The 24,921-nt window shown below is 70.6% G+C and carries 24 protein-coding genes and 1 tRNA gene; 15 read left to right on the forward strand and 10 right to left on the reverse strand.

Annotation, left to right across the window (positions count from 1 at the left end; genetic code table 11):
- From AW273_RS24485 to AW273_RS24510, 6 genes are all read right to left on the reverse strand, one after another.
- On the reverse strand, positions 1 to 520 hold a 520-nt coding region (locus tag AW273_RS24485; RefSeq protein WP_062352467.1), incomplete at its 3' end, for a CGNR zinc finger domain-containing protein.
- 30 nt (positions 521 to 550) lie between these two features.
- Positions 551 to 928 (reverse strand): Fur family transcriptional regulator, encoded by a 378-nt coding sequence (locus tag AW273_RS24490; RefSeq protein WP_062352470.1) that lies wholly within the window; start codon positions 926 to 928, stop codon positions 551 to 553.
- Positions 925 to 1,755: a metal ABC transporter permease gene (locus AW273_RS24495; protein ID WP_062352473.1), complete on the reverse strand. Its 831-nt coding sequence runs from the start codon at positions 1,753 to 1,755 to the stop codon at positions 925 to 927. The genes AW273_RS24490 and AW273_RS24495 overlap by 4 nt, the downstream gene beginning before the upstream one ends.
- Positions 1,752 to 2,534 (reverse strand): metal ABC transporter ATP-binding protein, encoded by a 783-nt coding sequence (locus AW273_RS24500; protein ID WP_062352476.1) that lies wholly within the window; start codon positions 2,532 to 2,534, stop codon positions 1,752 to 1,754. The genes AW273_RS24495 and AW273_RS24500 overlap by 4 nt, the downstream gene beginning before the upstream one ends.
- Before the next feature lie 14 nt (positions 2,535 to 2,548).
- Positions 2,549 to 3,442, reverse strand: a complete 894-nt coding sequence (locus AW273_RS24505; RefSeq protein ID WP_232327572.1) for a metal ABC transporter substrate-binding protein — start codon at positions 3,440 to 3,442, stop codon at positions 2,549 to 2,551.
- A 61-nt stretch (positions 3,443 to 3,503) separates the two neighbouring features.
- Positions 3,504 to 3,866: a DUF6703 family protein gene (locus AW273_RS24510; protein WP_062352480.1), complete on the reverse strand. Its 363-nt coding sequence runs from the start codon at positions 3,864 to 3,866 to the stop codon at positions 3,504 to 3,506.
- Here AW273_RS24510 and AW273_RS24515 point away from each other — a divergent pair.
- A complete protein-coding gene (locus AW273_RS24515) occupies positions 3,859 to 4,200 on the forward strand; it encodes an antibiotic biosynthesis monooxygenase family protein (RefSeq protein ID WP_232327573.1) in 342 nt (113 codons plus the stop codon). The two genes, AW273_RS24510 and AW273_RS24515, sit on opposite strands and share 8 nt — an antisense overlap.
- 65 nt (positions 4,201 to 4,265) lie before the next feature.
- Positions 4,266 to 5,648: a glycine--tRNA ligase gene (locus tag AW273_RS24520; protein ID WP_083950016.1), complete on the forward strand. Its 1,383-nt coding sequence runs from the start codon at positions 4,266 to 4,268 to the stop codon at positions 5,646 to 5,648.
- Here AW273_RS24520 and AW273_RS24525 read toward each other — a convergent pair.
- Entirely contained in the window at positions 5,645 to 7,066 is a 1,422-nt protein-coding gene (locus tag AW273_RS24525) for an alpha/beta hydrolase (protein WP_063910089.1), read from the reverse strand. The genes AW273_RS24520 and AW273_RS24525 overlap by 4 nt on opposite strands.
- 300 nt (positions 7,067 to 7,366) lie before the next feature.
- Between AW273_RS24525 and ppdK the strand changes: the two genes are divergently transcribed.
- From ppdK to AW273_RS24560, 7 genes are all read left to right on the forward strand, one after another.
- A complete protein-coding gene (ppdK, locus tag AW273_RS24530) occupies positions 7,367 to 9,964 on the forward strand; it encodes a pyruvate, phosphate dikinase (RefSeq protein ID WP_062352490.1) in 2,598 nt (865 codons plus the stop codon).
- A gap of 105 nt (positions 9,965 to 10,069) precedes the next feature.
- Entirely contained in the window at positions 10,070 to 11,302 is a 1,233-nt protein-coding gene (locus AW273_RS24535; protein WP_157556104.1) for a deoxyguanosinetriphosphate triphosphohydrolase, read from the forward strand.
- An 11-nt stretch (positions 11,303 to 11,313) separates the two neighbouring features.
- Positions 11,314 to 12,507, forward strand: a complete 1,194-nt coding sequence (locus AW273_RS24540; protein WP_062352497.1) for an NAD(P)/FAD-dependent oxidoreductase — start codon at positions 11,314 to 11,316, stop codon at positions 12,505 to 12,507.
- Positions 12,508 to 12,574: 67 nt separating this feature from the next.
- Positions 12,575 to 13,441: a M23 family metallopeptidase gene (locus AW273_RS24545; RefSeq protein ID WP_062352882.1), complete on the forward strand. Its 867-nt coding sequence runs from the start codon at positions 12,575 to 12,577 to the stop codon at positions 13,439 to 13,441.
- Between the two features lie 9 nt (positions 13,442 to 13,450).
- Entirely contained in the window at positions 13,451 to 15,286 is a 1,836-nt protein-coding gene (gene dnaG / locus AW273_RS24550) for a DNA primase (protein WP_062352500.1), read from the forward strand.
- 178 nt (positions 15,287 to 15,464) lie between these two features.
- Positions 15,465 to 16,571, forward strand: coding sequence for an RNA polymerase sigma factor RpoD (gene rpoD / locus AW273_RS24555; protein ID WP_231515294.1), 1,107 nt, complete (start codon positions 15,465 to 15,467; stop codon positions 16,569 to 16,571).
- Positions 16,572 to 16,637: 66 nt separating this feature from the next.
- Positions 16,638 to 17,108, forward strand: a complete 471-nt coding sequence (locus AW273_RS24560; protein ID WP_062352503.1) for a hypothetical protein — start codon at positions 16,638 to 16,640, stop codon at positions 17,106 to 17,108.
- 56 nt (positions 17,109 to 17,164) lie between these two features.
- Here the strand turns inward: AW273_RS24560 and AW273_RS24565 are convergent, their stop codons facing one another.
- Positions 17,165 to 17,446, reverse strand: coding sequence for a hypothetical protein (locus AW273_RS24565; protein ID WP_062352507.1), 282 nt, complete (start codon positions 17,444 to 17,446; stop codon positions 17,165 to 17,167).
- Positions 17,447 to 17,614: 168 nt separating this feature from the next.
- Here AW273_RS24565 and AW273_RS24570 point away from each other — a divergent pair.
- The 4 genes from AW273_RS24570 (at position 17,615) to AW273_RS24585 (ending at position 20,759) form a co-directional block, all read left to right on the forward strand.
- A tRNA-Asn gene (locus tag AW273_RS24570) sits at positions 17,615 to 17,687 on the forward strand.
- A 258-nt stretch (positions 17,688 to 17,945) separates the two neighbouring features.
- A complete protein-coding gene (locus AW273_RS24575) occupies positions 17,946 to 19,058 on the forward strand; it encodes a nitric oxide synthase oxygenase (protein ID WP_062352510.1) in 1,113 nt (370 codons plus the stop codon).
- 13 nt (positions 19,059 to 19,071) lie between these two features.
- Positions 19,072 to 19,851: an enoyl-CoA hydratase-related protein gene (locus AW273_RS24580; protein ID WP_062352514.1), complete on the forward strand. Its 780-nt coding sequence runs from the start codon at positions 19,072 to 19,074 to the stop codon at positions 19,849 to 19,851.
- Between the two features lie 23 nt (positions 19,852 to 19,874).
- Positions 19,875 to 20,759: an alpha/beta fold hydrolase gene (locus AW273_RS24585; RefSeq protein ID WP_062352517.1), complete on the forward strand. Its 885-nt coding sequence runs from the start codon at positions 19,875 to 19,877 to the stop codon at positions 20,757 to 20,759.
- Between the two features lie 36 nt (positions 20,760 to 20,795).
- On the opposite strand, the gene AW273_RS24590 is transcribed toward AW273_RS24585, so the two are convergent.
- A complete protein-coding gene (locus AW273_RS24590) occupies positions 20,796 to 21,980 on the reverse strand; it encodes an epoxide hydrolase family protein (RefSeq protein WP_062352520.1) in 1,185 nt (394 codons plus the stop codon).
- Positions 21,981 to 22,040: 60 nt separating this feature from the next.
- On the opposite strand from AW273_RS24590, the gene AW273_RS24595 reads away from it, so the two are divergent.
- The gene (locus tag AW273_RS24595; RefSeq protein ID WP_062352523.1) at positions 22,041 to 23,012 is read left to right on the forward strand and encodes a helix-turn-helix transcriptional regulator; all 972 of its coding nucleotides are present in this window, start codon (positions 22,041 to 22,043) and stop codon (positions 23,010 to 23,012) included.
- Here AW273_RS24595 and galK read toward each other — a convergent pair.
- Complete coding sequence (galK, locus tag AW273_RS24600; protein ID WP_062352526.1) at positions 23,005 to 24,111, reverse strand: galactokinase; 1,107 nt, start codon at positions 24,109 to 24,111, stop codon at positions 23,005 to 23,007. The genes AW273_RS24595 and galK overlap by 8 nt on opposite strands.
- Before the next feature lie 18 nt (positions 24,112 to 24,129).
- Here galK and AW273_RS24605 point away from each other — a divergent pair, with 18 nt between their 5' ends.
- Positions 24,130 to 24,921: a 1-aminocyclopropane-1-carboxylate deaminase/D-cysteine desulfhydrase gene (locus AW273_RS24605; protein ID WP_232327574.1), complete on the forward strand. Its 792-nt coding sequence runs from the start codon at positions 24,130 to 24,132 to the stop codon at positions 24,919 to 24,921.

Consider the following 24,921-nt stretch of genomic DNA (forward strand, 5'->3'; position numbering starts at 1 on the left):
CGCGTCTGCGGGCCCGGTAGGCGGCCACGTGCATGCGGTTGCCGCAGGTGCGCGAGTCGCAGTAGACCCGCGACCGGTTCCGCGACTCGTCGACGAAGACGTTGGCGCAGTCGGGGGCCGAGCAGGTGCGCAGGCGCTCCCACTCGCCCTCGACCAGCACGTGGGCCAGCGCCACGCCGCAGTCGGCCGCCAGGTGTTCGGCCAGCGACGCCCCCGGCGCGAAGTAGTGGACGTGGAGGGCGAAGCCGTCGTGCCTGGTCAGACTGGGGGTGATGCGGGTGCGGCCCAGCAGGGTGTTCAGGAGGGTGACCGCCGTGTCCTCGTCGGGGGCGGTGAAGACCTGGTGGAAGGCGGCGGAGAGGGCCTGGACCTCGGCCAGGTCGGTGACGTTGACGAACTCGACGCCGCTCACCTGGCGGCGGAGCACCAGCGCCCCCAGTTCGTCGAGGTCGCCGGGCGGGGAGTTGACCAGATCGACCACAGTGGCCAGAGAGTGCACCATGTCGTGACTGAACGGCATCGCAGCTCCTGTGTCGCGTGTCCAGGAACTCTAACCCTTCGCGCACGCTCCGCAGGTGCCGAACACCTCGACGGTGTGGGTGATGGCGGTGAAACCGTGTTCGGCGCCGACCCGGTCGGCCCACACCTCCACGTCGGGGCCGTCGACCTCGACGGTGCGCCCGCAGCTCCGGCAGACCAGGTGGTGGTGGTGGGCGGAGGTGGCGCAGGCGCGGTAGACGGCCTCGCCGTCGTCGGTGCGGAGGACGTCGACCCGGCCGTCGTCGTTGAGCGCCTGGAGCGCGCGGTAGATGGTGGTCAGGCCGATCTTCGAGCCGTCGGCGCGCATCTCGGTGAAGATGTCCTGCGCGCTGCGGAACGCGGCGCTCTGCCGAAGGATCTCGTGCACCGCGTCGCGGCTTCTGCTCATGCTGTCGACTCCCCTGTACGGCTCCGCCTCACGAATCTACCGATCCCGAGCGCGACCGCGAACCCGGCGAGGGCGAGCAGCACGATCGTCGCCCCCGAGGGGACGTCGAGGTAGAACGACGACGTCAGACCGCCCACGGTGGCGAGCACACCGAAGACCATCGACGACGCCATGGTGGTCCGGAAGCTCCGGGTGAGCTGCTGTGAGGTGGCCACCGGCACAACCATAAGCGCGCTGACGAGCAGAAGCCCGACGGCCCGCATGGCGACGACCACGGTCACCGAGGCGATCACCGCGATGAGCAGGCCGAGGAACCTGACCGGCAGGCCGCTGGCCCTGGCCACCTCCTCGTCCTGGCAGAGCACGAACAACTCCCGGCCGAAGACCGCCAGCAACGCCAGCACGGCCACCGCGAGGCCCGCGATGACCCACAGGTCGGTCGAGTCGACGCTGGTGATCGCGCCGAACAGGTAGGAGTTCAGGGACGCGGTGCTCTCGCCCGGCGTCAGGTAGATGATCATCACGCCGCCGGCCAGGCCGCCGTAGAACAGCAGGGCCAGCGCGACGTCGCCGCTCGTCTTGCCCCGTGCCCGGACCATCTCGATCGCCACCGCGCCCAGCGCGGCCACCACCACGGCCGTCGCGACGGGGGCGGCGCCGGTCAGGAAGCCGAGCGCCACACCCGTCAGCGCCACGTGGCCGATGCCGTCGCCGAGCAGCGCCAGCCGCCGCTGCACGATGAACGTGCCGACGGCCGGGGCGGTCAGCCCGACCATGACGGCGGCGACGAGGGCGTACCGCATGAAGTCGAGGTCGAAGATGGTCATGCCTTCTCCTGCGCCAGGACCCAGCTCGGCACGGGGCTCTCCGCCGGGGCCGGCTCGTGGGGGTGGACGTGGTCGTGGCCCGGCAGCGCGTGGGTTCCGACGGCCGTCGGCGGGGCGCCGTCGTGGACCTTGCAGCCCTGGTTGAGCACGACCGCCCTGCTGATCAGGGGTTCGAGCGGGCCCAGCTCGTGGGCCACCAGAACCACCGTCCGGCCGCGTTCGACCAGGCCCGACAGGGTCTCGGCGAGCATCCGCTGGCTGCCGGCGTCGACGCCGGCCGTCGGCTCGTCGAGGACGAACACGTCGGGCTCGCCGGCCAGCGCGCGGGCGATCAGCACCCGCTGCTGCTGGCCGCCGGACAACGACGACACCGGGTCGCCCGCGCGGTCGGACAGGCCGACCTCCTCCAGCGCCGCGGCGACCGCCCGGCGGTCGGCGGAGCTGGTGAGACGGCCGCGCCGCTGCCGGGCGATCCGGCCCGAGGCGACCACCTCGCGGACCGTCGCCGGGACGCCGCCGCCGACCGACAGGCGCTGGGGCACGTAGCCGATCCGCCACCACTCCCGGAAGCGAGCGGGCGGGCGGCCGTAGAGAAGGGTGGTGCCGCCGGAGAGCGGCTGGACCCCGAGCAGGGAGCGGACCAGGGTCGACTTGCCGGAGCCGTTGGCGCCGAGCACGGCCACGACCTCGCCGTCGTCGACGGTCAGGTCGATGCCGCGCAGGATCTTCCGGCCGTCGATCGTCACCTGACCGCCGGTCATGTCGAAAGCCGTGCTCATGGGTCGCCTTCCGGTCACTGGCAGCCGAGTGCGGTGCGAAGCTCGGTGAGGTTGGCGGTCATGCCGGAGATGTAGTCACCACCCTGGGGAGGGCTCTCCAGCGGGTTGAGAACCGCCGTCTTGGCCCCGACCTCGCTCGCGAGGACCTCGGCGACCTTCGGGCTGACGAGCTCCTCGGTGAAAATGGTAGTCACCTTCTTCTCCTTCGCGATCCGGGCGGCTTCGGCCAAACGGGCAGGAGACGGTTCGGCGTCGGGGTCGATGCCGCCGATGCCGACCTGTTCGAGCTTGTAGCGGTTCGCGAGGTAGCCGAAGGCGGTGTGGGCGGTGACGATCGTCCGGCTCGCGCAGGTCTCCAGGCCCTTGGCGAACTCGGCGTCGAGGGTGGTCAGCGCCGCCGCGGTCTGCTTCGCCCGTTCCTTGTACGCCGCCCCGTGGGCCGGATCGGCCTCCGCGAGGCGCCCGCCGAGCGCGGTCGCGAGCGTGGCCATGCGGGAGGGGTCGAGCCAAAGGTGGGGGTCGTAGGCGACCTCCTCCTCGTGGCCGTGCGCCTCCTCTTCCTCGGAGTGGACGGCCTCAAGGGTGGGCACCGCCGTCGCCGCGTCGAACCCGCGGTCACCCGCGTGCTGGGCCACCGCCTCGTCGACGGCGGGCTGCACGCCCTTGACGTACACGACCAGAGAGGCCTTGGCCACCCCGGCCACCTGCTGCGGGGTGAGTTCGAGGTCGTGGGGTTCGACCCCGGGCTTGGTCAGGCCCTCGACGGTCACGTCGGGGCCGCCGACCTTCTCGGCGAGCCACTGGAGGGGGAAGAAGGCCGCGTCGACCACCGGTTTGCCTGTTTCGGCCGCCGTGGTGCCTCCACAGGCGGCGGTGAGGACAAGGGTGGAACCGGCGATGAAACGCACAACATTTCCGGGCATCACCTCACAGAGTGTGCCAGAAAATGAAAATGATTGTCAAAACGGTTCAGAAGCCTCCGAACCGTGTCACCGCCACTGCCAGCAGGAACACGAGGAGCGCCAGGCGCAGCACCCGCGCGCCGACCCGCAGCGACGGCCACGACAGATAGGCGAGCCAGCCCGTGAAGGCGATCACCGGCAGCATGCACAACCCGCCGCGCCAGTCGGGCAGGGCGAAGCCGCCGATGAAGAAGGCCACCAGGGCGACCGGCAGCAGCCACTTCGGCATCTGGTAGAGGTAGACGAGCAGCGGCGCGCTGCGGGTCTCGACGGTCTTGCGCGGCCCGGTCGCGCCGGGCGTGAAGAACTGCTCGCCGGGCGGCAGCGGCCGGGGAGCCTTCTTGCGCTGAGGAGGACGTCTGTTGGCCACCCGTCGAGGTTACTCGCAGGTGGAAGACCCCGGCTGGTGGCATGCTGGGCTCATGCTGGCCGTGATCCGCTATTCCGTGCCCGAAGCCAGGGCCGAGGAGTTCGAACTGCACGCCCGCGAGGTGATCGACCTCTTCTCGGCCCAGAGCGGTTTCCTGCGCGGCCAGGTCGGCCGTTCGGTCGACGAGCCCAACCTGTGGGCGCTGGTCAGCGAGTGGGAGGGCGCCGGTTTCTACCGCCGCGCCCTGTCGGCGGCCCGCATGACCATGTATCCGCTGATGACCCTGATGATCAACGAACCCGGGGCGTTCGAGCAGGTCTATCCCAAGGGCTGAGGCCACTAAGCTTGCGCCATTCCCGTTTTCCCATCGCCGACACCCAGCCGGATGGAGCACTACTCATGGCACGTCGCGCCGACGTCATGGACACCATCGTCAGTCTCGCCAAACGCCGCGGGCTCGTCTACCCGTCCAGCGAGATCTACGGCGGTCTGCGGGCGTCCTGGGACTACGGACCGCTGGGTGTCGAGCTCAAGAACAACGTCAAGCGCGAGTGGTGGAAGGCCATGGTGCAGGGCCGCGACGACGTCGTCGGCCTCGACTCGTGCGTCATCCTGGCCCGCGAGGTCTGGCAGGCCAGCGGCCACGTCGAGACCTTCACCGACCCGCTGACCGAGTGCCAGGCCTGCCACAAGCGCTACCGCGCCGACCACCTCGAAGAGGCCTACGCCGAGAAGCACGGCAACCCGCCCACGAGCCTGGCCGACATCACCTGCCCCAACTGCGGCAACAAGGGCGCCTTCACCCAGCCCAAGCAGTTCAGCGGCCTGCTGAAGACCTACCTCGGCCCGGTCGAAGACGAGTCGGGCCTGGCCTACCTGCGCCCCGAGACCGCGCAGGGCATCTTCATCAACTACCTGAACGTGCAGCAGTCGGCCCGCAAGAAGATCCCGTTCGGCATCGGCCAGCAGGGCAAGTCGTTCCGCAACGAGATCACCCCGGGCAACTTCATCTTCCGCACCCGCGAGTTCGAGCAGATGGAGATGGAGTTCTTCGTCAAGCCCGGCACCGACGAGGAGTGGCACCAGTACTGGATCGACGAGCGCCTGCGCTGGTACGTCGACCTCGGCATCTCCAAAGACAACCTGCGTCTCTACGAGCACCCCAAGGAGAAGTTGTCCCACTACTCGAAGCGGACCGTCGACATCGAATACCGCTTCAACTTCACCGGCGCCGAGTGGGGCGAGCTGGAGGGCATCGCCAACCGCACCGACTTCGACCTGTCGAGCCACGGCAAGGCCTCCGGCACCGACCTGTCGTTCTTCGAGCAGGACAGCGGTGAGCGCTACATCCCCTACGTCATCGAGCCGGCGGCCGGCGTCGACCGCGCCACGCTGACGTTCCTGCTCGACGCCTACACGGTCGACCAGGCCCCCAACGCCAAGGGCGTGATGGAGGAGCGCACGGTCATGCGCCTCGACCACCGGCTCGCGCCGGTCAAGATCGCGGTGCTCCCGCTGTCGCGCAACGCCGACCTCACCCCCAAGGCCAAAGACCTGGCCGCCCAGCTCCGCCGCCGCTGGAACGTCGACTTCGACGACGCCGCCGCGATCGGCCGCCGCTACCGGCGGCAGGACGAGATCGGCACCCCGTTCTGCGTCACCGTCGACTTCGACACCCTCGACGACCAGGCGGTGACCATCCGCGAGCGCGACACGATGGCCCAGCAGCGCATCGCGCTCGACCAGGTCGAGTCCTACCTGCGTCAGCACCTCAACGACTAGGCCGCCGGACAGACGGTGCCCTTCGCGGGCACCGTCCCGTTGAGCAGGTAGGCGTCCACGATCCCGGTCACGCAGAGCGTCTGGCCGTAGGCCCCGTGGCCCTCGCCCTGGAACGTCAGCAACACCGCGTTGCCCAGTTCCGAGGTGAGGCGCGGGGCCCACACATACGGGGTGGCCGGGTCGTTGACCGCCCCGACGACCAGCACCGGCAGTTCGGTGCCCCGGGAGCTCACCCGCTTGTTGGAGTCCTCGCCCGGCGTCGGCCACACGCTGCAGATGCCGGCGCTGGCGGCGTCCGGGCCGAAGATCGGGGAGACCTTCGTCAGCTCCCTGGCCAGCGCCTCCGCCTGCGCGAAGGTCGGCCGTTCGGTGGTGTCGGCGCAGAGCACCGCGTTCAGCGACGACAACAGGGTGTTGTAGGTGCCGTCGGGCTGGCGGCCGGCGTACTGGTCGGCCAGCGCCTGCACGCCCGCGCCGTCGCCCTTGATCGCGGAGGTCAGCGCCTCGGTCAGCAGGGGCCAGCTCAGTTTGCTGTAGAGGGCCTCGCCGATGGCCGCCCGGACGGTGTCGTCGGTCACCTTCCGGCCGTTGACCACCAGCGGCTTCTTGTCGAGCTGGTCGAGCAGGCGCACCACCGCCGCGTCGCCGCCGAACGGGCAGCCCATCTTCTGGCAGTCGGCCAGGTAGTTCTCGTAGGCCTTCTGGAAGCCCAGCACCTGCGTCCGCGACTGTTCGAGCAGGCCGACCGTCGGGTCGAGGGCCGCGTCGAGCACCATCCGGCCGGTCTTCCCCGGATAGAGCGTGGCATAGGTGGCGCCCAGGTGAGTGCCGTAGGAGAAGCCCAGATAGTTGAGCTTCGGGTCGCCGAGGGCCTGCCGGAGCATCTCCATGTCCTTGGCGGCGTTCACCGTGCCCACGTACGGGAGCACCCGACCGGCGTTCTTCTGGCAGCCCTGCGCGAACTCGACCGACAGGTCCCGCTCGGTGGTCTCGTCGAGCGACGGCTCGGCCTCCAGGAACTGCTCGAACTCCTTGGGCGGCAGGCACTGGATGCCGCTGCTGCGGTCGACCCCGCGCGGGTCGAAGCTGACCAGGTCGTAGCTCCGGTTGAGTGAGGCGAACGCGGTGCCCGAGGCGAGCAGGGTGGTCACCCCCGAGCCGCCGGGGCCGCCGAAGTTGAGGACCAGCGATCCGATCCGCGGCCCGGTCGCCTTGCTGCGGACCAGGGCCAGATCGAGGGTGCCCTTGCCCGTGTCGGCGTAGTCGAGGGGCACCGTGAGCGTCGCGCACTCGAAGGGCGCCGTCGGCGCCTCGGGGCACGTCGCCCACCTCAGCCCGGACGGGTCGGCCGGGCCGCCGCCTCCGCCGACCCCGGTCATCGCCACCAGGGCGATCGCGACCAACTTCGCTCGGCTCATTCGTCACCCTCCGAGTTGGGATCTTGTCGGAGGGTGTTTCCACGATAACAGGGCATTGGTCTCTACCAATTGGCGGGGGTCGGAAGAATGCGCGCAGACGAATTGGTTCAGACCAATCATGGTCTTGTGAAAAAACGGCCGTTCTTTACGTTCGAGGGAATTGGATTAGACCGGTTCTACCCGTCCCACCTGCGGGAACACTTATGTGTGACAGCCGTGAGGTTTCATGCTCTGCTTAATCGGTAGAGTCCCGCTCGCGGGGTGGTTCCGCGATTAATTGGGCCCCTGGAGGAGACTGCCGTGCCGAAGCTTGTCTATGACTTCACCGAAGGAAACAAAGACCTGAAGGACCTCCTCGGGGGCAAGGGCGCCAATCTCGCGGAAATGACCAACCTCGGGTTGCCGGTACCGCCCGGCTTCACGATCACCACCGACGCGTGCCGGGTGTACATGGCCGACGGCTCGGTGCCCGCCGACGAGATCGGCGCCCACCTGGAGAAGCTTGAGGCGGCGATGGGCAAGACGCTCGGCGACCCCGACGACCCGCTGCTCGTCTCGGTCCGCTCGGGCGCCAAGTTCTCCATGCCCGGCATGATGGAGACCGTTCTCAACATCGGCCTGAACGACCGCTCCGTGCTCGGTCTCGTCCGCCAGGCCGGCGACGAGCGCTTCGCCTGGGACTCCTACCGGCGGCTGATCCAGATGTTCGGCAAGACGGTCATGGACATCGACGGCGACCTCTTCGAGGAGGCCATCGACCGGCTCAAGGACGGCCGCACCGACCTCGACCTGACCGCCGCCGACTTCAAGGAGCTGGTGGGCACCTACAAGGAGATCGTGCGCAGGGAGAAGGGCCGCGACTTCCCCGAAGACCCCAAGGAGCAGATGGAGCTGGCCATCAAGGCCGTCTTCGACTCGTGGAACGCCCCCCGCGCGATCCTCTACCGCCGCCAGGAGCGCATCCCGGCCGACCTCGGCACGGCCGTCAACGTCGTCGCGATGGTCTTCGGCAACCTCGGCATGGACTCGGGCACCGGCGTCGCCTTCACCCGCGACCCCGCCACCGGCCACCAGGGCGTCTACGGCGACTACCTGCAGAACGCCCAGGGCGAGGACGTCGTGGCGGGCATCCGCAACACCGTCCCGCTCCAGCGCCTCCGGGAGATCGACGCGCACTCCTACGCCGAGCTCATGGAGATCATGGCCAAGCTCGAAGGCCACTACCGCGACCTGTGCGACATCGAGTTCACCATCGAGCGCGGCAAGCTCTGGATGTTGCAGACCCGGGTGGGCAAGCGCACCGCCGGGGCCGCCTTCTGCATCGCCACCCAGCTCGTCGAGGAGGGCCTCATCGACCTCGACGAGGCGTTGAGAAGGGTCACCGGCGACCAGCTCGCCCAGCTCATGTTCCCCCGCTTCGCGGCCGACCACGCCAACACCGTGCTGACCCGGGGCATGAACGCCTCCCCGGGCGCGGCCGTCGGCCGGGCCGTGTTCTCCTCGGCCCGCGCCGCCGAGCTGGCCGCCGAGGGGCAGGACGTCATCCTGGTCCGCCGCGAGACCAACCCCGACGACCTGGCCGGCATGATCGCCGCCCGCGGCGTGCTGACCTCGCGCGGCGGCAAGACCTCCCACGCGGCCGTGGTCGCCCGCGGCATGGGCAAGACGTGCGTGTGCGGCGCCGAGGAGATCGAGGTCGACGCGAAGGCCGGCCGGTTCACCGTCGGCGACGTCGTCGTCGAGGAGGGCGACGTCATCTCGATCGACGGCGGCACCGGCTGCGTCTACCTGGGCGAGGTGCCCGTGGTGGCCTCTCCGGTGGTGGAGTACTTCGAGGGGAACCCCTCCGGCGACGAGCTCGTCACGGCCGTCGACATGATCATGAGGCACGCCGACGAGCGCCGCCGCCTGGCCGTCCGCGCCAACGCCGACACCCCCGACGACGCCGCGCGGGCCCGCCGGTTCGGCGCCAGCGGCATCGGCCTGTGCCGCACCGAGCACATGTTCCTCGGCGACCGCCGGGTGCTGATCGAGGACCTGATCCTCGCGCACACCGCCGAGGAGCGGCAGGCCGCCCTCGACGCGCTGGAGCCCCTCCAGAAGGCCGACTTCGCCGGGTTGTTCACCGCCATGAAGGGCCTGCCGGTGACGATCCGGCTCATCGACCCGCCGCTGCACGAGTTCCTGCCCGACATCATCGACCTGTCGGTCAAGGTCGCCACCGGCAAGGGCACCAAGAAGGACCGCCGCCTGCTGGAGGCCGTGCAGCGCCTGCACGAGCAGAACCCGATGCTCGGCCTGCGCGGGGTCCGCCTCGGGCTCGTCGTGCCCGGCCTGTTCGCGATGCAGGTGAGGGCCATCGCCGAGGCCGCCAAGGCCGCCGACGACGCCCGGCCCGAGATCATGATCCCGCTCGTGGGGGCCGTGCAGGAACTGGAGAGCGTGCGCGAGGAGGCCCGGCGGATCCTCGCCGAGGTCGGGGTGGACGCCCTCATCGGCACCATGATCGAGGTGCCGCGCGCGGCCCTGACCGCCGGGCAGATCGCCGAGGCGGCCGAGTTCTTCTCCTTCGGCACCAACGACCTGACCCAGATGACCTGGGGCTTCTCGCGCGACGACGTCGAGGCGGCGTTCTTCGGCACCTACCTCGACAAGGGCATCTTCGGGGTCTCGCCGTTCGAGTCGCTCGACCGCGACGGCGTCGGCCGCCTCATGAAGGTCGCCGTCGAGGAGGGCCGCAGGGCCCGGCCCGGTCTCAAGCTGGGCATCTGCGGCGAGCACGGCGGCGACCCCGCCTCGGTCCGGTTCTGCGACGAGATCGGCCTCGACTACGTCTCGTGCTCTCCGTTCCGGGTCCCGGTGGCCCGCCTGGAAGCGGGACGAGCCGCGGTTCTGTAACAGACCCCGGCGACTCAGGCAATCAGATGTTTCCAGCGCGTTTGTCGTGAAGGCCGATATTTGCGGGTACCTTCTAGCTCCCTCGCCGCGACGAAAGGGGGAGCCGTGAGGCCATATGACCAGCACGACGAGGCACGCTGGGTTCCCGAGCCGCCGGGGAATCCGGAACGCAGCCCGTTCGAACGCGACCGCGCCCGGGTGCTCCACAGCGACGCCCTGCGCAGGCTCGCCAGCAAGACGCAGGTGGTCGCGCCGGTCGACCAGATGATGCACAGCCCGCGCACCCGCCTGACCCACTCCCTGGAGTGCGCCCAGATCGGCCGCGAGATGGGCAAGGCCCTGAACCGCGACCCCGACCTGGTCGAGACCGCCTGCCTCGCCCACGACCTGGGCCACCCGCCGTTCGGCCACAACGGCGAGTTCGCGCTGAACCAGATCGCCGAACGCGCGGGCGGCTTCGAGGGCAACGCCCAGAGCCTCCGGCTGCTGTCGCGGCTGGAGGCCAAGGTCATCACCGAGGACGGGATCAACGCCGGCCTCAACCTGACCAGGGCCACCCTCGACGCCGCGATCAAATACCCGTGGGACCGCTCGTGCGGGGAGAAATTCTGCGTCTACCCCGACGACATGGAGGTCTTCGCCTGGGCCCGCCAGGGCGCCCCGCCCGGCTCGGTGAGCTTCGAGGCCCAGATCATGGACTGGGCCGACGACGTCGCCTACTCCGTCCACGACCTCGAAGACGCCCTGCACAGCGGCTACGTCACCCCCGGCATGCTCCGCGACCCGGCCGAGCGCCTGGAGGTGTGCAAGCTCACCCAGGAGTGGTACCTGCCCGACGCCGATCTGGGCGAGCTGGAGGAGACCTTCACCCGGTTGATCGGCGAGCCCCTGTGGCCCGGCCGCTTCGACGGCGGCTTCCCCGACCTGGCCGCGCTGAAGCAGCTCACCAGCACGCTCATCGGCCGCTTCTGCCGCCGCGCCCAGGACGCCACCCGGGAGGCCTACGTCCTCGACGAGGCCGGCCGCCACGACGCCGACCTCGTCGTCCCGCACGTGACCCGGCTGGAGTGCGCCCTGCTCAAGGGCGTCACCGTCCGGTTCGTGATCGGGGAGGCCGACAACCAGACGGTCCGGGCCCGGCAGCGTGAACTCCTGGCCGAGCTGACCTCGCTCACCATGCTGGGCGCCCCCCACACGCTCCAGCCCGCCCTGCGCCCGGCCTTCGAGAACGCCAGGGACGACGCCGGACGGCTGCGGGCGGTCATCGACCAGATCGCGTCGCTGACCGACGCGTCCGCCACGGCGATGCACCGGATGTTGTCCGCCCGGAGCGCGTGAAGGAGCACCCCATGTTCGTCATCATCGGAGCCGGCCTGGCCGGGGCCAAAGCCGCCGCCACCCTCCGCGAGGAGGGCTACGAGGGCGGCGTCACGCTCATCGGCGCCGAGCACGAACGCCCCTACGAACGCCCGCCGCTCTCGAAGGGCTACCTCCAGGGCGCCGCGGAACTCGAGAAGGTGTACGTCCACCCCGAGGGGTGGTACCGCGAGAACGACGTCGACCTGCGGCTCGGCACGGCGGCCACCGCGATCGACCGGTCGTCGCGCGAGGTGGCGCTGGGCACGGGCGAGCGGGTGGCGTACGAGAAGCTCCTGATCGCGACGGGCGCCACCCCGCGCCCGCTGCCCTTCGAGGGCGCCGACCTCGACGGCGTCCACTACCTGCGCACCGTGGCCGACAGCCAGGCCCTCCGGGCCGCCTTCGCCCACGGCGGCAACGTCGTCGTGATCGGCGGCGGCTGGATCGGCCTGGAGACCGCCGCGGCGGCCCGCAAGGCCGGCTGCGACGTCACCGTGATCGAACCCGGGCCGGCCCCCCTCCACCGGGCGCTGGGCGCCGAGATGGGCGAGGTCTTCGCCGGCGTCCACCGCCGCAACGGCGTCGACCTGCGCCTCGGCGCGAAGGTCGCCCGGCTGACCGGCGACGGGCACGTGCGCGAGGTGGTCCTGGAGAGCGGCGAGGCCATCCCCGCCGACGACGTCGTCGGCGGCATCGGCGCCGCCCCCAACGTCGAACTGGCCCGCGACGCCGGCCTGGAGATCGGCACGGGCATCCTCGTGGACGCCGCCCTGCGGTCGAGCGACCCCGACATCCACGCCGCGGGGGACGTGGCCGAGGCCTTCAACCCCCTGCTGAACCGCCGGATCAGGGTCGAACACTGGGCCAACGCCCTCAACCAGGGCCCGGCCGCCGCCAGGGCGATGCTCGGCCGGGACGTCGTCTACGACCGCGTCCCCTACTTCTACACCGACCAGTTCGAGATCGGCATGGAGTTCTCCGGCGACCTCACCGGCGCCGACGACCTGGTCATCCGCGGCTCCGGCCTGGAGTTCATCGCCTTCTGGCTCCGCGAGGGCCGGGTCGTCGCGGGCATGAACGTCAACGTGTGGGACGTGGTCGGCGACATCCAGAAACTGATCAGAAACGGCGAGACCGTCGACCCCAAGCGACTGGCCGACCCTGAGACGCCTTTGGCAGGATGACCTCACCTTCGGTCCAAACCGGCCGTTGGGTCATGTCACGTCAGATAACGTCACCAGGGTGGAGATCATGCGACCGGGGACCTCGACCCTCCTCGTGCTGGCCTTTCTGACCGCCGCCTGCAGCGGTCCGGCGGGGGTCGCGGGCGTCAGCACCCATCCACCCGCCCCGCCCAGGACGGGCACGCCGCTCGACGACGGGACCTCGACGCCCGAGCCGGCGTTCATCTCGGCGGCGGTGCCGCCCACGGGCGACGAGCCGGTGCTGCTGCCGCCGCCGAAGTTGTCGAAGTTCGAGTACACCTTCCCCGTGAAGGGGTGCCGGGTCTCCTACGCGCGCAAGCTGCTCGTGCTGCCCAAGACGACGATCTGGGCCGAGAAGGGGTGCGCGTTCGTGGCGCCCGTCTCCGGCACGGTCCGCGAGGTGAACGTGCAGAACCGGTGGGTGCCCTCGACCGACCGGGGAGGCGACCGCGAGGGGCGTTACGTCACGCTGCTGGGCGACGACGGCGTGCTCTACCTGGGCGGGCATCTCGACACCGTGGCCGAGGGGATCGTGCCGGGGCGGAAGGTGAAGGCGGGGCAGCCGCTCGGGACGGTCGGGAACACCGGCAACGCCCGCGACACCGCCAGCAACCTCTACTTCGCGGTGACCTGGAAGACCGACGCCAACGAGTGGTGGATCAGGCGCGGCATGGTCGAGCCGTGGGACTACCTCGACGCCTGGCGCAACGGCAACCGCACCTACTCGCCGGCGCAGGAGATGAAGGAGGTCCGGAAGAAGACCGGGCCGCTTCCCGCCTGCTCGGTCGCCTGCTCGTCCAAGCCCGAGGTGAAGGGCGTCGAACGGCCGCAGCGGCCGACGCCGACCCGCAAGCCCGTGCAGCCCGTCGAGGTGGGGCCGCTGGGCGTCGAGGTGCCCGGCGTGGGTGACTAGACTCACGGCGTGGCAGGCCGGATCAGCGATGACGACATCGCCCTCGTCAGGGAACGTTCCCCGATCGCCGACGTGATCGGCGAATACGTCCAGCTCCGCAACGCCGGAGGCGGCAATCTCAAGGGCCTGTGCCCGTTCCACGACGAGAAGTCGCCCTCGTTCAACGTGACCCCCGCGCGGGGGATGTACTACTGCTTCGGCTGCTCCGAGGGCGGCGACGTCATCTCCTTCCTCCAGAAGATCGACGCGCTGACCTTCGCCGAGTCGGTCGAGCGGCTGGCGGGGCGGGCGGGCGTCCAGCTCCGCTACGAGCAGGGCGGCTACGTGCCGGGCCGGCAGCAGGGGGAGCGGTCGCGGCTGATCGAGGCCCACCGGGCCGCCGCCGAGTTCTACGTCTCCAACCTGATCTCGCCCGAGGCCGCGGTCGCCCGGCGGTTCCTGTCGGAGCGCGGGTTCGAGCGGGCCGACGCCGACCACTTCGGGGTGGGATACGCCCCCAACGAGTGGGAGGCGCTGTCGCGCCACCTGATGGGGCGCGGGTTCAGCGTCCAGGAGCTGATCAAGGGCGGGCTGGCGCGGGAGGGCCGCCGGGGGCCGATCGACCGGTTCCGGGGCCGGCTGATCTGGCCGATCCGCGACATCACCGGCGACGTCATCGGCTTCGGCGCCCGCAAGCTCATCGAGGCCGACGACGGCCCGAAATACCTGAACACCCCCGAGAGCCCGATCTACCACAAGAGCTCCGTGCTCTACGGCATCGACCTGGCCAAACGCGAGATCTCCAAGCGGTCGCAGGCGGTCGTGGTCGAGGGCTACACCGACGTGATGGCCCTCCACCTGGCCGGGGTGCCGACCGCCGTGGCGACCTGCGGCACCGCCTTCGGCGAAGACCACATCAAGGTGCTGCGCCGCATCCTGTTCGACCAGGGGCAGGGCGAGGTCATCTTCACCTTCGACGGCGACTCGGCCGGGCAGAAGGCCGCCCTGCGGGCCTTCCAGGACGAGCAGAAGTTCGTCACCCAGACCTTCGTGGCCGTGCAGCCCGACGGGCTCGACCCCTGCGACCTGCGGGTCCAGAAGGGCGACGCGGCCGTCCGCGACCTGGTGGCCAGCCGCGAGCCGCTGTTCGCCTTCGCCATCCGCAGCGTCATCGGCCGCTACGACACCAGCACCAACGAGGGCCGCCTGTCGGCGCTCGACGCCGCCGCCCCCGTGGTCGCCTCGATCAAGGACAAGGCCCTGCGCCACATGTACGCCGTCGACCTCGACCGCTGGCTCGGCTTCATGAACGAGCGCCTGGTCGTCGAGCGGGTCACCGAGATCGCCGCCCGGCCGGCCGAGGCCCGGCCGGAGAAGAAGCCCGCCCAGGCCCCGCTCGACCCGCACCAGCGCTACGAGTTCGAGGCGCTGCAACTGGCGGTCCAGCGGCCGGCGCTGCTGGGCCCCGAGTTCGACGTCCTGGGCGCCGCGGCCTTCACCCGCGCGGAACACGCCGCCCTCTACGAGCTGATCGTCTCCTGCGGCGGCACGGCGGCCGGCGGCGCCGGCGGGCGGGAATGGGTCGAACGGCTGCTCGCGGGAGCCTCCGACGAACTCAGGCCGTTGGTGACCCGTCTTGCGGTCGACCCGCTGAGAGTGGAGACGAACGGCGAGGAGCGCCATGGCGTCGGGCTGCTCGCCCGGCTCCAGGAGGTCACGGTGAGTCGTCAGCTCGACGCCCTGAAGTCCCGGATGCAGCGCCTGAACCCCGTCGACGAAGCTCAGGACTACAACCGGATGTTCGGCGAACTGGCCGCGCTCGAAGCACAGCGACGCATGTTGCGAGAACGTCTGGCCGGGGCGTGAATATCAATTCCTTTCCGCCCCTCACAGAGGCGAAACACGGGTTTGATATCGATTCGGTAATGACGCGGATCTAACCTTCGGTGACAAAAATAGGCCTGCCGTTTTGTTGTGGTTATACCGCAGACTGTGTTCCGTGGGTGCATCGGTGCTGCCAAGCGGGCCGCCATCGGTAGACCAGGTGGCCGAGCTCGTCGTGAAGGGAAGGGAGCGCGGGAGCGTCACGGTTGACGACGTGGCCGCCGCGCTCGACCGATCCGGGCTTGAGGCCGACGCGCTGGAGCGCGTCGTGCGCATGCTCGCCGAGAACGGAGTGGAGGTCCTCGAGCCGCAAGGCGACGAGGAGACGTCCAAGCCAGACGAGGAAGACGTCGGTAAGAGGGCGCCGACCAGCGACCTGGTAAGGATCTACCTGCGGGAGATCGGCCGGGTTCCGCTGCTCACCGCCGAGGAGGAGGTGGAACTCGCCAAGGCCATCGAGGCCGGCCTCTTCGCGGAGGACAAGCTCTGTGAGAGCCCCGCGATCCGGGTGGCCCGGCCCGAGTTCGAAGATCTCGTGTGGGAGGGCGTGCGCGCCAAGCAGCGCCTCATCGAGGCGAATCTGCGGCTCGTCGTCTCCATCGCGAAAAGATACGTCGGCCGCGGAATGTTATTTCTCGACCTCATTCAAGAGGGCAATCTCGGATTGATTCGCGCGGTCGAGAAATTCGACTACACCAAGGGCTACAAGTTCTCGACTTATGCCACGTGGTGGATTCGGCAGGCGATCACGAGGGCCATCGCCGATCAGGCGCGGACCATTCGAATTCCGGTCCACATGGTCGAGACGATCAACAAACTGGTGCGCGTGCAGCGTCAGTTGCACCAGGACCTCGGCCGCGAGCCCGCGCCCGAGGAGATCGCCGCCGAGATGGACCTGCCGATCGACCGGGTCATCGAGATCCAGCGGATCGCCCAGGAGCCCGTCTCCCTCCAGTCGCCCATCGGCGAGGAGGACTCCGACCTCGGCGACTTCATCGAGGACGCCGACGCCGTGGTGCCGATCGAGGCCGCCGCGTTCATCATGCTGCAAGACCAGCTCGACGACATCCTGGCCACGTTGTCGGAGCGGGAACAGCGCATCATCCAGCTCAGGTTCGGCCTGGCCGACGGGCATCCGCGCACGCTGGAGGAGGTCGGGCGGGAGTTCGGGGTGACCCGGGAGCGCATCCGCCAGATCGAGTCCAAGACGCTCGCCAAGCTGCGTCACCCGACGCGCGCCCAGATGCTCCGCGACTACCTGGACTGACCGTCATCGGAAACGGCCCGTGCCCCGCACCCGGGGCACGGGCCGTCCGCTTGTAGATTCCCAGGTATGCCTCTGTTCGGGAACCGCCTGCCCGCCGACGTCCGCGCCCGCCTCGCGGGGGAGCGGGTGCTGAGTTTCGCCCCCACGCCGACCGGCGGCTACGCCGTCGCGACGTTCGTGGCGCTGCACCTTCCCGGCGGGGAACGGGTGCCCTGGCACACCGTCGACAAGGCCTCCTGGGACGAAACCGGGATGAACATCACAACTGTTACGGGCGGCGTTTATCGGGTGGATATCGAGGAGCCCGGCTTCTTGCCGGAAACCATCCGGGAAAGGGTGCAGAACTCCATCGTCGCCAACCGCTATGTGAAACTCACCACAAACGCGGGCGTGCGCTTCATCGCCCGGCGGCTCGCCGGAACCGACACCATCGAATGGGAACTGGCGTTCGACGACGGACTCGACGGCGGCGATCCCGGCGTGCTGGCCGCGGCGGAGCAGGCGTTGGAGCAGGTCCGCAGAAGCCTGGGTGTCTGACCATGACAGAAGGCCCGTCTCCCTCGTACGGGAGACGGGCCTTCTCCGTCTCTTCGTCAGGTGATCCGGTTGACCTCTGGGTCCGGCCAGCCTGTCGGGCCGGCTGTGGTCTCCCCGTCCCAGGCGTCATCCTTACGCAGGAACGGGACCCTGTCCTTGGCCGCCACGGTCATCTTCGACACGCGGGCCCCCACCAGCCCGGCCGCCTCCTGCACGGCGGGGCTGTCGGACACCCTCTTCGTGGCCCGCACGATCTGCTCGTAGCGCTCACGCCCGGCGCGGGTGCCCAGGACGTATCCAAGACCCAGCCCGGCGGCGAACATCACCTTGTACCGCATCTTCCACCTCCGCGCTTCGCTACTCCGGCCCCTACCCAATGGGTGTGCATCTATCCAAACCGGGCTCCGCCAAAGGGCGCGCCAATGGATGTGACAGAGCACCCCCCGAGTGCGCTAATCTAGTTCCGCGCCGCAAGGAAAGCCGCAAGGCAGCGGAGCACCGCACGATCCCGTGTAGCTCAATCGGCAGAGCAGCCGGCTGTTAACCGGCAGGTTATAGGTTCGAGTCCTATCGCGGGAGCTGCCAGAAGCCCCGGTCTGAGAGATCAGACCGGGGCTTCTTCGTGTGCGCGCCCACCCCGGTCCCCTGACGCTCTGTGGCGATGGATGCACAGAAATAGATGACAAATCCGGTGCAAGCGCAGAAAATGTGATCCGCGCCCGGAGGCGTGGTCGCCGCGGACCAAACTACGCACCGGCGGTGGGGAGAGGGCCACCGCCACGAGGGTCGTCGTCGCCGCCCGGAACGGCCATCGGCGATCCGCGAGGGGAATTCGCGATGCGGACGTGGTGGAAGAGAACCGACGAGGCGAGAAGCGGTGAGGAGGTCGACTGGCGGGAGGCGGAGGAATTCGTCCGGCTGCACCAGGCCGAGGTGCCCTCGGCCGGGCCGGTGGAGGAACGGCTGCGGGAGATCGCGGCCGAGATCGAGCAGACCGGCACCTACACCCACACGCTCGACGAACTGACATTCGGCGCGCGGGTGGCCTGGCGTAACAGCGGCCGGTGCATCGGGCGGCTCTACTGGCAGTCGCTGCGCGTCCGCGACCGGCGCGGGGTCGACACGGCCGACGCGATCGCCGACGAGTGCGTCGCCCACCTGCGTGAGGCGACCAACGGCGGCCGCATCCGGCCGACGATCACCGTGTTCGCCCCCGACCGTCCCGGCCAGCGCGCCGCCCGGATCCGCAACGACCAGCTCATCCGGTACGCCGGATACGAGCGCGACGGCGAGATCGTGGGCGATCCGTCGCATCTGGGGCTGACGCGGGAGGCCCTGGCGCTCGGGTGGGAGGGGCGTGGCGGCCGGTTCGACGTGCTGCCGCTGCTGATCGACGTGAAGGACCGCGTGGAGATGCGCGAGCTGCCGCCGGACGTGATCCTGGAGGTGCCGATCACCCATCCCCACTACCCGTGGTTCGGGGAGCTGGGGCTGCGCTGGCACGCCGTCCCGGCGATCTCCGGCATGTGCCTGGAGATCGGCGGCGTCCGCTACCCGGCGGCGCCGTTCAACGGGTGGTACATGGGGACCGAGATCGGCGCCCGCAACCTCGCCGACACCGGCCGCTACGACCAGCTCCCGGTGATCGCCCGGCGGCTCGGCATGGACACCTCCAGCGACCGCACCCTGTGGCGCGACCACACGCTCGTCGAGCTCAACGTGGCCGTGCTGCACTCCTTCGCCGAGGCCGGGGTGACCATGACCGACCACCACACCGAGGCGAAGCGGTTCATGACCCACCTGGAGAAGGAGGAGCGCTCGGGCCGGGTCTGCCCGGCCGACTGGTCGTGGATCGTCCCGCCGCTGTCGGGGGCGCTGACGCCGGTGTTCCACCGCTACTACGACGACGTGGCGCTGCGGCCGTCCTTCACCCACCACCGGGAGCTGTAGTAGAACAATATTCGTGAGTGACTTGGTGCTGAGCGACCTCGCCGACGGCGTCCTGACGCTGACCTTCAACCGCCCCGAGCGGCTCAACGCCTGGACCGAGGCGCTCGGCACCCGCTACTTCGACCTGCTCACCCAGGCCGAGGCCGACCCGGCGGTGCGGGTGATCGTGGTGACGGGGGCCGGGAAGGGCTTCTGCGCCGGGGCCGACTTCCAGACGCTCACGGCCCTCCGGGAGGGCACGCTCGAACGGGCCGCCGACACCCGGCCGAACACCCTGCCCACGACGATCGGGAAGCCGGTCATCGCGGCCGTGAACGGGGCGTGCGCCGGGCTGGGCATGGTGCACGCCCTCGTCTGCGATCTGGTCTTCACGGCCGCCGAGGCGAAGTGGACGACCGCCTTCTCCCGGCGGGGCCTCATCGCCGAATACGGCCTCGCGTGGGTGCTGCCGAGACTCGTCGGCCAGGCCCGCGCCCTCGACCTGCTGCTGTCCGGCCGCACCTTCACGGGGGAGGAGGCGGCCGGCATGGGACTGGCGCTGCGCGCGGTGCCGGGCGAGGCGCTTCCCGGCGAGGTCGCCGCCTACGCCCGGGAGCTGGCCGTCATGAGCTCGCCCACCTCGATGGCGGTGATCAAGCAGCAGGTCTGGGGCGACTGGGACCTGACCCCGGACGCCTCCCGCACCAAGGCCGAGAAGCTGATGGCCGAGTCGTTCGGCCGGGCCGACTTCGCCGAGGGCGTGGCCAGCTTCCTGGAGAGACGCCCGCCGGAGTTCCCGCCGTTCAGTGGGTAGGGCCCGTGGTGAGGTGATGCGAAATGGCGTTCCCGATCGTCACACGGACCCTGCACCGTCACGTCGACATCGACGGCCTCCGGGTCTTCTACCGCGAATCCGCACCCGAGACCGGCCCGGCGCCCGTGCTGCTCCTGCTGCACGGCTTCCCGTCGGCCTCGCACCAATATCGCCGGCTCATCGACGCCCTCGGCGCCCACTACCGGCTGATCGCGCCCGACCTGCCGGGCTTCGGCCACAGCGACGTCCCGGTCGGCCCGCTGACCTTCGACCGGCTGGGCGAGGTCATGGCGGGCTTCGTCGAGCGGCTCCGCCTCGACGACTTCGTCATGTACGTCTTCGACTACGGCGCCCCGGTCGGCTTCCGCCTGGCCCTGCGTCACCCGGAACGGATCGCCGGCCTGGTGGTCCAGAACGGCAACGCCTACGAGGAGGGCCTCGGCGAGGCCATGCGCGGCCTGGTCGCCCTGCGGCCCGGCCCCGAGGGGGAGAAGGCGGCCCGGGAGATGCTGACCCTCCCGGTCACCCGCAGGCAGTACGAGTCGGGCACGGGCGACGTCCGGTCGGTGTCGCCGGACAGCTGGGTGCTCGACCAGTACTTCCTCGACCAGCCCGAACGGGCCCGGCCGCAACTCGACCTGCTGCTGAACTACCACGCCAACCTCGGCCACTACCCGGAGTGGCAGGAGTGGCTCCGGACCCGCCGCCCGCCGACGCTGATCACCTGGGGGGCGAACGACATGTTCTTCCCCGAACCGGGCGCCCACGCCTACCTGCGCGACGTCCCGGACGCCGAGCTGCACGTCTACCCGACGGGCCACTTCGCCCTGGAGGAGTACCTGCCGGAGATCGCCCCGCTGATCGCGAACTTCCTCGACCGCACGTGGAAGACGGTCAGCCCCAGGTGAGCCGATCGAGGCGCCGGGAGAGCCGCGGCCTGCCGCTCACCGCGCGACGCGGAAGAACGCGCGCAGGTCGCCGACCAGCAGGCCGGGGGTCTCCATCGCCGGGAAGTGGCCGCCCCGGTCGAACTCCGACCAGTGGCCGACCGTGTTCGCCGGGTCGGCGAGGGCGCGGATCGTCATGTCCGCCGCGAACACCGCGACGCCCTGCGGCGGGGCCGGCGCCGACGGCCACCCGGCCTGGTCGCCGTCCGACCCGGCCATCTCGCGGTAGGCGCGCATGCCGTCGTAGAGGATGTCGGCCGACGACGCGCCGGAACCGGTGAACCAGTACAGGCTCACGCCGGTGAGCAGCCGGTCGCGGTCCACCGCGTCCTCGGGCAACTCGGCGGCGGGGTCGGTCCACTCCTTGAACTTCTCCACGATCCAGGCCAACTGGCCGATCGGCGAGTCGTTCAGCCCGTACGCCGGCGTCCGGGGGCGGGTCGACTGCAGGTGCAGATAGCCGAGGCCGTCCTGCCGGAAGGTGTTGAACCGCCCGGCGCGGGCCCGGTCGGCGCCGGACAGGCCGTCGAGCTCGACGGGCGGGCCGAACGGGTAGGGCGCGGGGCCGTTGACGTGGGTGGCGACCACGCGGCCCGGGGCGGCCATGGGCAGCAGCGCGGTGACGCCGCCGCCGAGGTCGCCGCCCTGCGCGGCGAACCGCTCGTAGCCGAGACGGCTCATCAGCTCTCCGAACGCGGCGGCCACCCGGAACAGGTCGCCCCAGCCCGGTTCGTGCACCGGGGTGGAGAACCCGAAGCCGGGCAGCGACGGGATCACGACGTGGAAGGCGTCCGCCGGGTCGCCGCCGTGCGCGCGGGGATCGGTGAGCGGGCCGATCACGTCCAGGAAGTCGGCGAACGAGCCCGGCCAGCCGTGGCTGAGGATCAGCGGCAGCGCGCCGGGCTCGGGGGAGCGCACGTGCAGGAAGTGCACGTCCTGGCCGTCGATCGTGGTCACGAACTGCGGGTGCCCGTTCAGCGCCTTCTCCTGCGCACGCCAGTCGAAGCCGTCGGCCCAGTAGGCCGCCAGCTCCCTGAGGTAGTCCACCGGAACGCCGCGCTCCCAGCCGGCGCCGCCGATCTGCCGGGGCCAGCGGGCGCGGGTGAGGCGGTCGCGCAGGTCGTCCAGCTCGGTCTGCGGGATGTCGACGCGGAACGGGCGGATGTCGGTGTTGTCGTCCATGCCGGAAATCTATGGTCGATACCGGAACCTTCCGTTCCTGTATCGCGGCAGACTTGCCTCATGTCGGACACGGCACAACGACTGCTGCGGCTGCTCTCCCTGTTGCAGACGCCGCGTGACTGGAGCGGGCCCGAACTGGCCGAGCGTCTCGGCGTCACCGTGCGCACCGTGCGCAACGACGTGGAGCGCCTGCGCGGCCTCGGCTATCCGGTGCAGGGCATCAGGGGCGTCACCGGCGGCTACCGCCTCGGGGCGGGCGCGCGGATGCCGCCGCTGCTGCTCGACGACGACGAGGCGGTCGCCGTCGCGGTCGGGCTGCGGGTGGGCGCCACCCAGGGCGCGGTCACCGGCATCGAGGAGGCGGCGCTGCGTGCCCTGACCAAGCTGGAGCAGATGTTGCCCGCCCGGCTCCGCCGGCGGGTCACCGGGCTGCGCGCCCACCTCCTCCCGCTTCCGCAGGCGGGCCCCCGCGTGGACGCCGACACGCTCACCGCGATCGCGGCGGCCGCACGCGACCACGAGCGGCTCCGCTTCGACTACGTCGGCCATGACGGGTCGGCCGGCCGCCGTGAGGTCGAGCCGCACCGGCTCGCGCACAGCCGGGGCCGCTGGTATCTGGTCGGATGGGACGTCGCGAGGTCCGGCTGGCGCACCTTCCGGGTCGACCGGCTGCGGTTGCGCACCCCGAACGGCCCCCGGTTCACCCCGCGCGAGGACCCCGGCGGCGACCTCGCCGGCCATGTCGCCAGCGGCCTGGCCACCGCGACCTGGAAGTGCCGGGCGCGGGTGACGGTCCGCGCGCCGGCCGAGCACGTGCGCGAGCGGCTGCCGCCCGGCGTGCCGGTGGAGCCCGTGGGCGACGACGCCTGCGTGGCCGAGGTCGGCTCGGACTCGCCGCAGATGCTGGCCTGCCATCTCGGCATGCTCGACGCCGACTTCGAGGTCACCGGGCCGCCCGAGCTCGTCGCGGCGATCCGCGCGCTGGCCGACCGCTACCGGCGCGCGGTTCCGGCACGTCAGGACGCTAGCTGAGCCTGCGCGCCCCGGCCGAGGGGGCGGCGGTGCGGAAGACCGGGGGCTGCCAGCCCTTCGCCTCGTAGGCCTCCGTCACCGTCTGGCGCATCGTGTCGGCGCGGTCGGCCGCGACCAGGGCGATGGCCGAGCCGCCGAAGCCGCCGCCGGTCATGCGGGCGCCCCGCGCGCCGCCCCTGACGGCCGACTCGACGGCGACGTCGAGTTCGGGACAGCTCACCTCGAACTGGTCGCGCAGCGACAGGTGGGAGGCGTTCAGGAGCGCGCCGATCTCGGCCACCGCGCCGGCCCGCAGGAGGCCGACGACGGCTTCGACGCGGTGGTTCTCGGTCACGACGTGCTGGGTGCGTTTCCGCTCGTCTCCGCTCAGCACGGACAGGGCGGCGGCGAGGTCGGTGACGTCGCGCAGCGTCTCGACGCCCAGGGTGCGGGCGGCGTTCTCGCAGTCGGCCCGGCGCCGGGCGTACTGGCCGTCGGCCAGTTCGTGGTGGACGCCGGTGTCGATGATGACCAGGTCGAGGCCGTGGGAGGGCAGGTCGAAGGGGATCGCGCGGCTGCCGAGGGTGCGGCAGTCGAGGAGGAGGGCGTGGCCCTCCTTCGACAGGGCCGAGGCGGCCTGGTCCATGATGCCGCACGGCATGCCGACGACCTCGTTCTCGGCCCGCTGACCGAGCCTGGCCAGGTCGAGCGGGCTCTGGCCGAGGTCGTAGAGGTCGTTCAGCGCCAGCGCGACCGAGACCTCCAGGGCGGCGCTCGACGACAGGCCCGCGCCCCGGGGGATGTCGCCGTCGATCGCGATGTCGGCGCCGCCGACGGGGAGACCGGCCTTCCGCATGGTCAGGGCCACGCCGATCGGGTAGGCCGCCCACCCGGCGACCTCCTCGACCGGGCCGCCGCCCGCCTGGACCGACACGACCCGCACCCGGTCGTCGGAGCGCCTCGCGACCGCCGCCGTGACGCCCCAGGGCACCGCGAAGGGAAGCACCAGGCCGTCGTTGTAGTCGGTGTGTTCGCCGATCAGGTTGACCCGGCCCGGGGCGTGCCAGACGCCCTCGGGTGTGCCGCCGAAGGCGGTCTCAAAGGAGGAAACGACCCGCATGGCCGTTAGGTTATCGTTGTGGTCTCGCCTCTCACCCGCGCCGACGGTGTCCTGCTGAAGCGTGACGACCTTCTCCATCCCGACATCCCCGGCAACAAGTGGCGCAAGCTCAAATACAACGTCACGGGCGAGCCGATCGTCACCTTCGGAGGGGCCTACTCGAACCACATCAGGGCCGTCGCGGCGGCCGGGCGCGAGTTCGGGTTCCCGACCGGCGGGGTGATCCGGGGCGAGCCGGTCAGGAACGAGGTGCTCGACTTCGCGGTGGCCTGCGGGATGCGGCTGATGTTCCTCGACCGCACGCGCTACCGGGCGAAGACCTCGCCCGAGGTGCTGCGGCTCGTCCGGGAGCGGTTCCCCGGCCACCGGGTGGTGCCCGAGGGCGGGTCGAACGCCGAGGCGGTGCGCGGGTGCATGGAGATCGGGCCCGAGCTGGCCCATCTCGGTGAGGCGGTCGTGTGCTGCCCCGTCGGGACCGGCGGCACGCTGGCCGGCCTCGCGGCCGGGTTGCCGCCGGGGTTCACCGCCGTCGGGTTCTCCGTGCTCAAGGGCGGTTCGTTCCTGTCCGACGAGGTCGCCCGCCTCCAGACCGAGGCGCTCGGCCGCGTCACGCCCAACTGGCGCATCGAGACCCGGTTCCATTTCGGGGGCTACGCCCGCACCACTCCGGAACTGGGCGCGTTCATCGACGACTTCGAGACGCGGCACGGGCTCCGGCTCGACCACGTCTACACGGCCAAGATGATGTACGGCATCCGCGCGCTCGCGCTGGGTCCCACGGTCGTCGCGGTGATCACCGGTAGGGTGTGA

The organism is Herbidospora yilanensis, assembly GCF_001570565.1.
Lineage (GTDB): Bacteria > Actinomycetota > Actinomycetes > Streptosporangiales > Streptosporangiaceae > Herbidospora > Herbidospora yilanensis.

Coding starts and splice junctions, on each gene's coding strand:
- AW273_RS24490 (WP_062352470.1), bottom strand. CDS start 928: ATGAGCAGAAGCCGCGACGCGGTGCACGAGATCCTTCGGCAGAGCGCC.
- AW273_RS24495 (WP_062352473.1), bottom strand. CDS start 1,755: ATGACCATCTTCGACCTCGACTTCATGCGGTACGCCCTCGTCGCCGCC.
- AW273_RS24500 (WP_062352476.1), bottom strand. CDS start 2,534: ATGAGCACGGCTTTCGACATGACCGGCGGTCAGGTGACGATCGACGGC.
- AW273_RS24520 (WP_083950016.1), top strand. CDS start 4,266: ATGGCACGTCGCGCCGACGTCATGGACACCATCGTCAGTCTCGCCAAA.
- AW273_RS24525 (WP_063910089.1), bottom strand. CDS start 7,066: ATGAGCCGAGCGAAGTTGGTCGCGATCGCCCTGGTGGCGATGACCGGG.
- AW273_RS24540 (WP_062352497.1), top strand. CDS start 11,314: ATGTTCGTCATCATCGGAGCCGGCCTGGCCGGGGCCAAAGCCGCCGCC.
- AW273_RS24545 (WP_062352882.1), top strand. CDS start 12,575: ATGCGACCGGGGACCTCGACCCTCCTCGTGCTGGCCTTTCTGACCGCC.
- AW273_RS24560 (WP_062352503.1), top strand. CDS start 16,638: ATGCCTCTGTTCGGGAACCGCCTGCCCGCCGACGTCCGCGCCCGCCTC.
- AW273_RS24565 (WP_062352507.1), bottom strand. CDS start 17,446: ATGCGGTACAAGGTGATGTTCGCCGCCGGGCTGGGTCTTGGATACGTC.
- AW273_RS24575 (WP_062352510.1), top strand. CDS start 17,946: ATGCGGACGTGGTGGAAGAGAACCGACGAGGCGAGAAGCGGTGAGGAG.
- AW273_RS24585 (WP_062352517.1), top strand. CDS start 19,875: ATGGCGTTCCCGATCGTCACACGGACCCTGCACCGTCACGTCGACATC.
- AW273_RS24590 (WP_062352520.1), bottom strand. CDS start 21,980: ATGGACGACAACACCGACATCCGCCCGTTCCGCGTCGACATCCCGCAG.
- AW273_RS24595 (WP_062352523.1), top strand. CDS start 22,041: ATGTCGGACACGGCACAACGACTGCTGCGGCTGCTCTCCCTGTTGCAG.
- galK (WP_062352526.1), bottom strand. CDS start 24,111: ATGCGGGTCGTTTCCTCCTTTGAGACCGCCTTCGGCGGCACACCCGAG.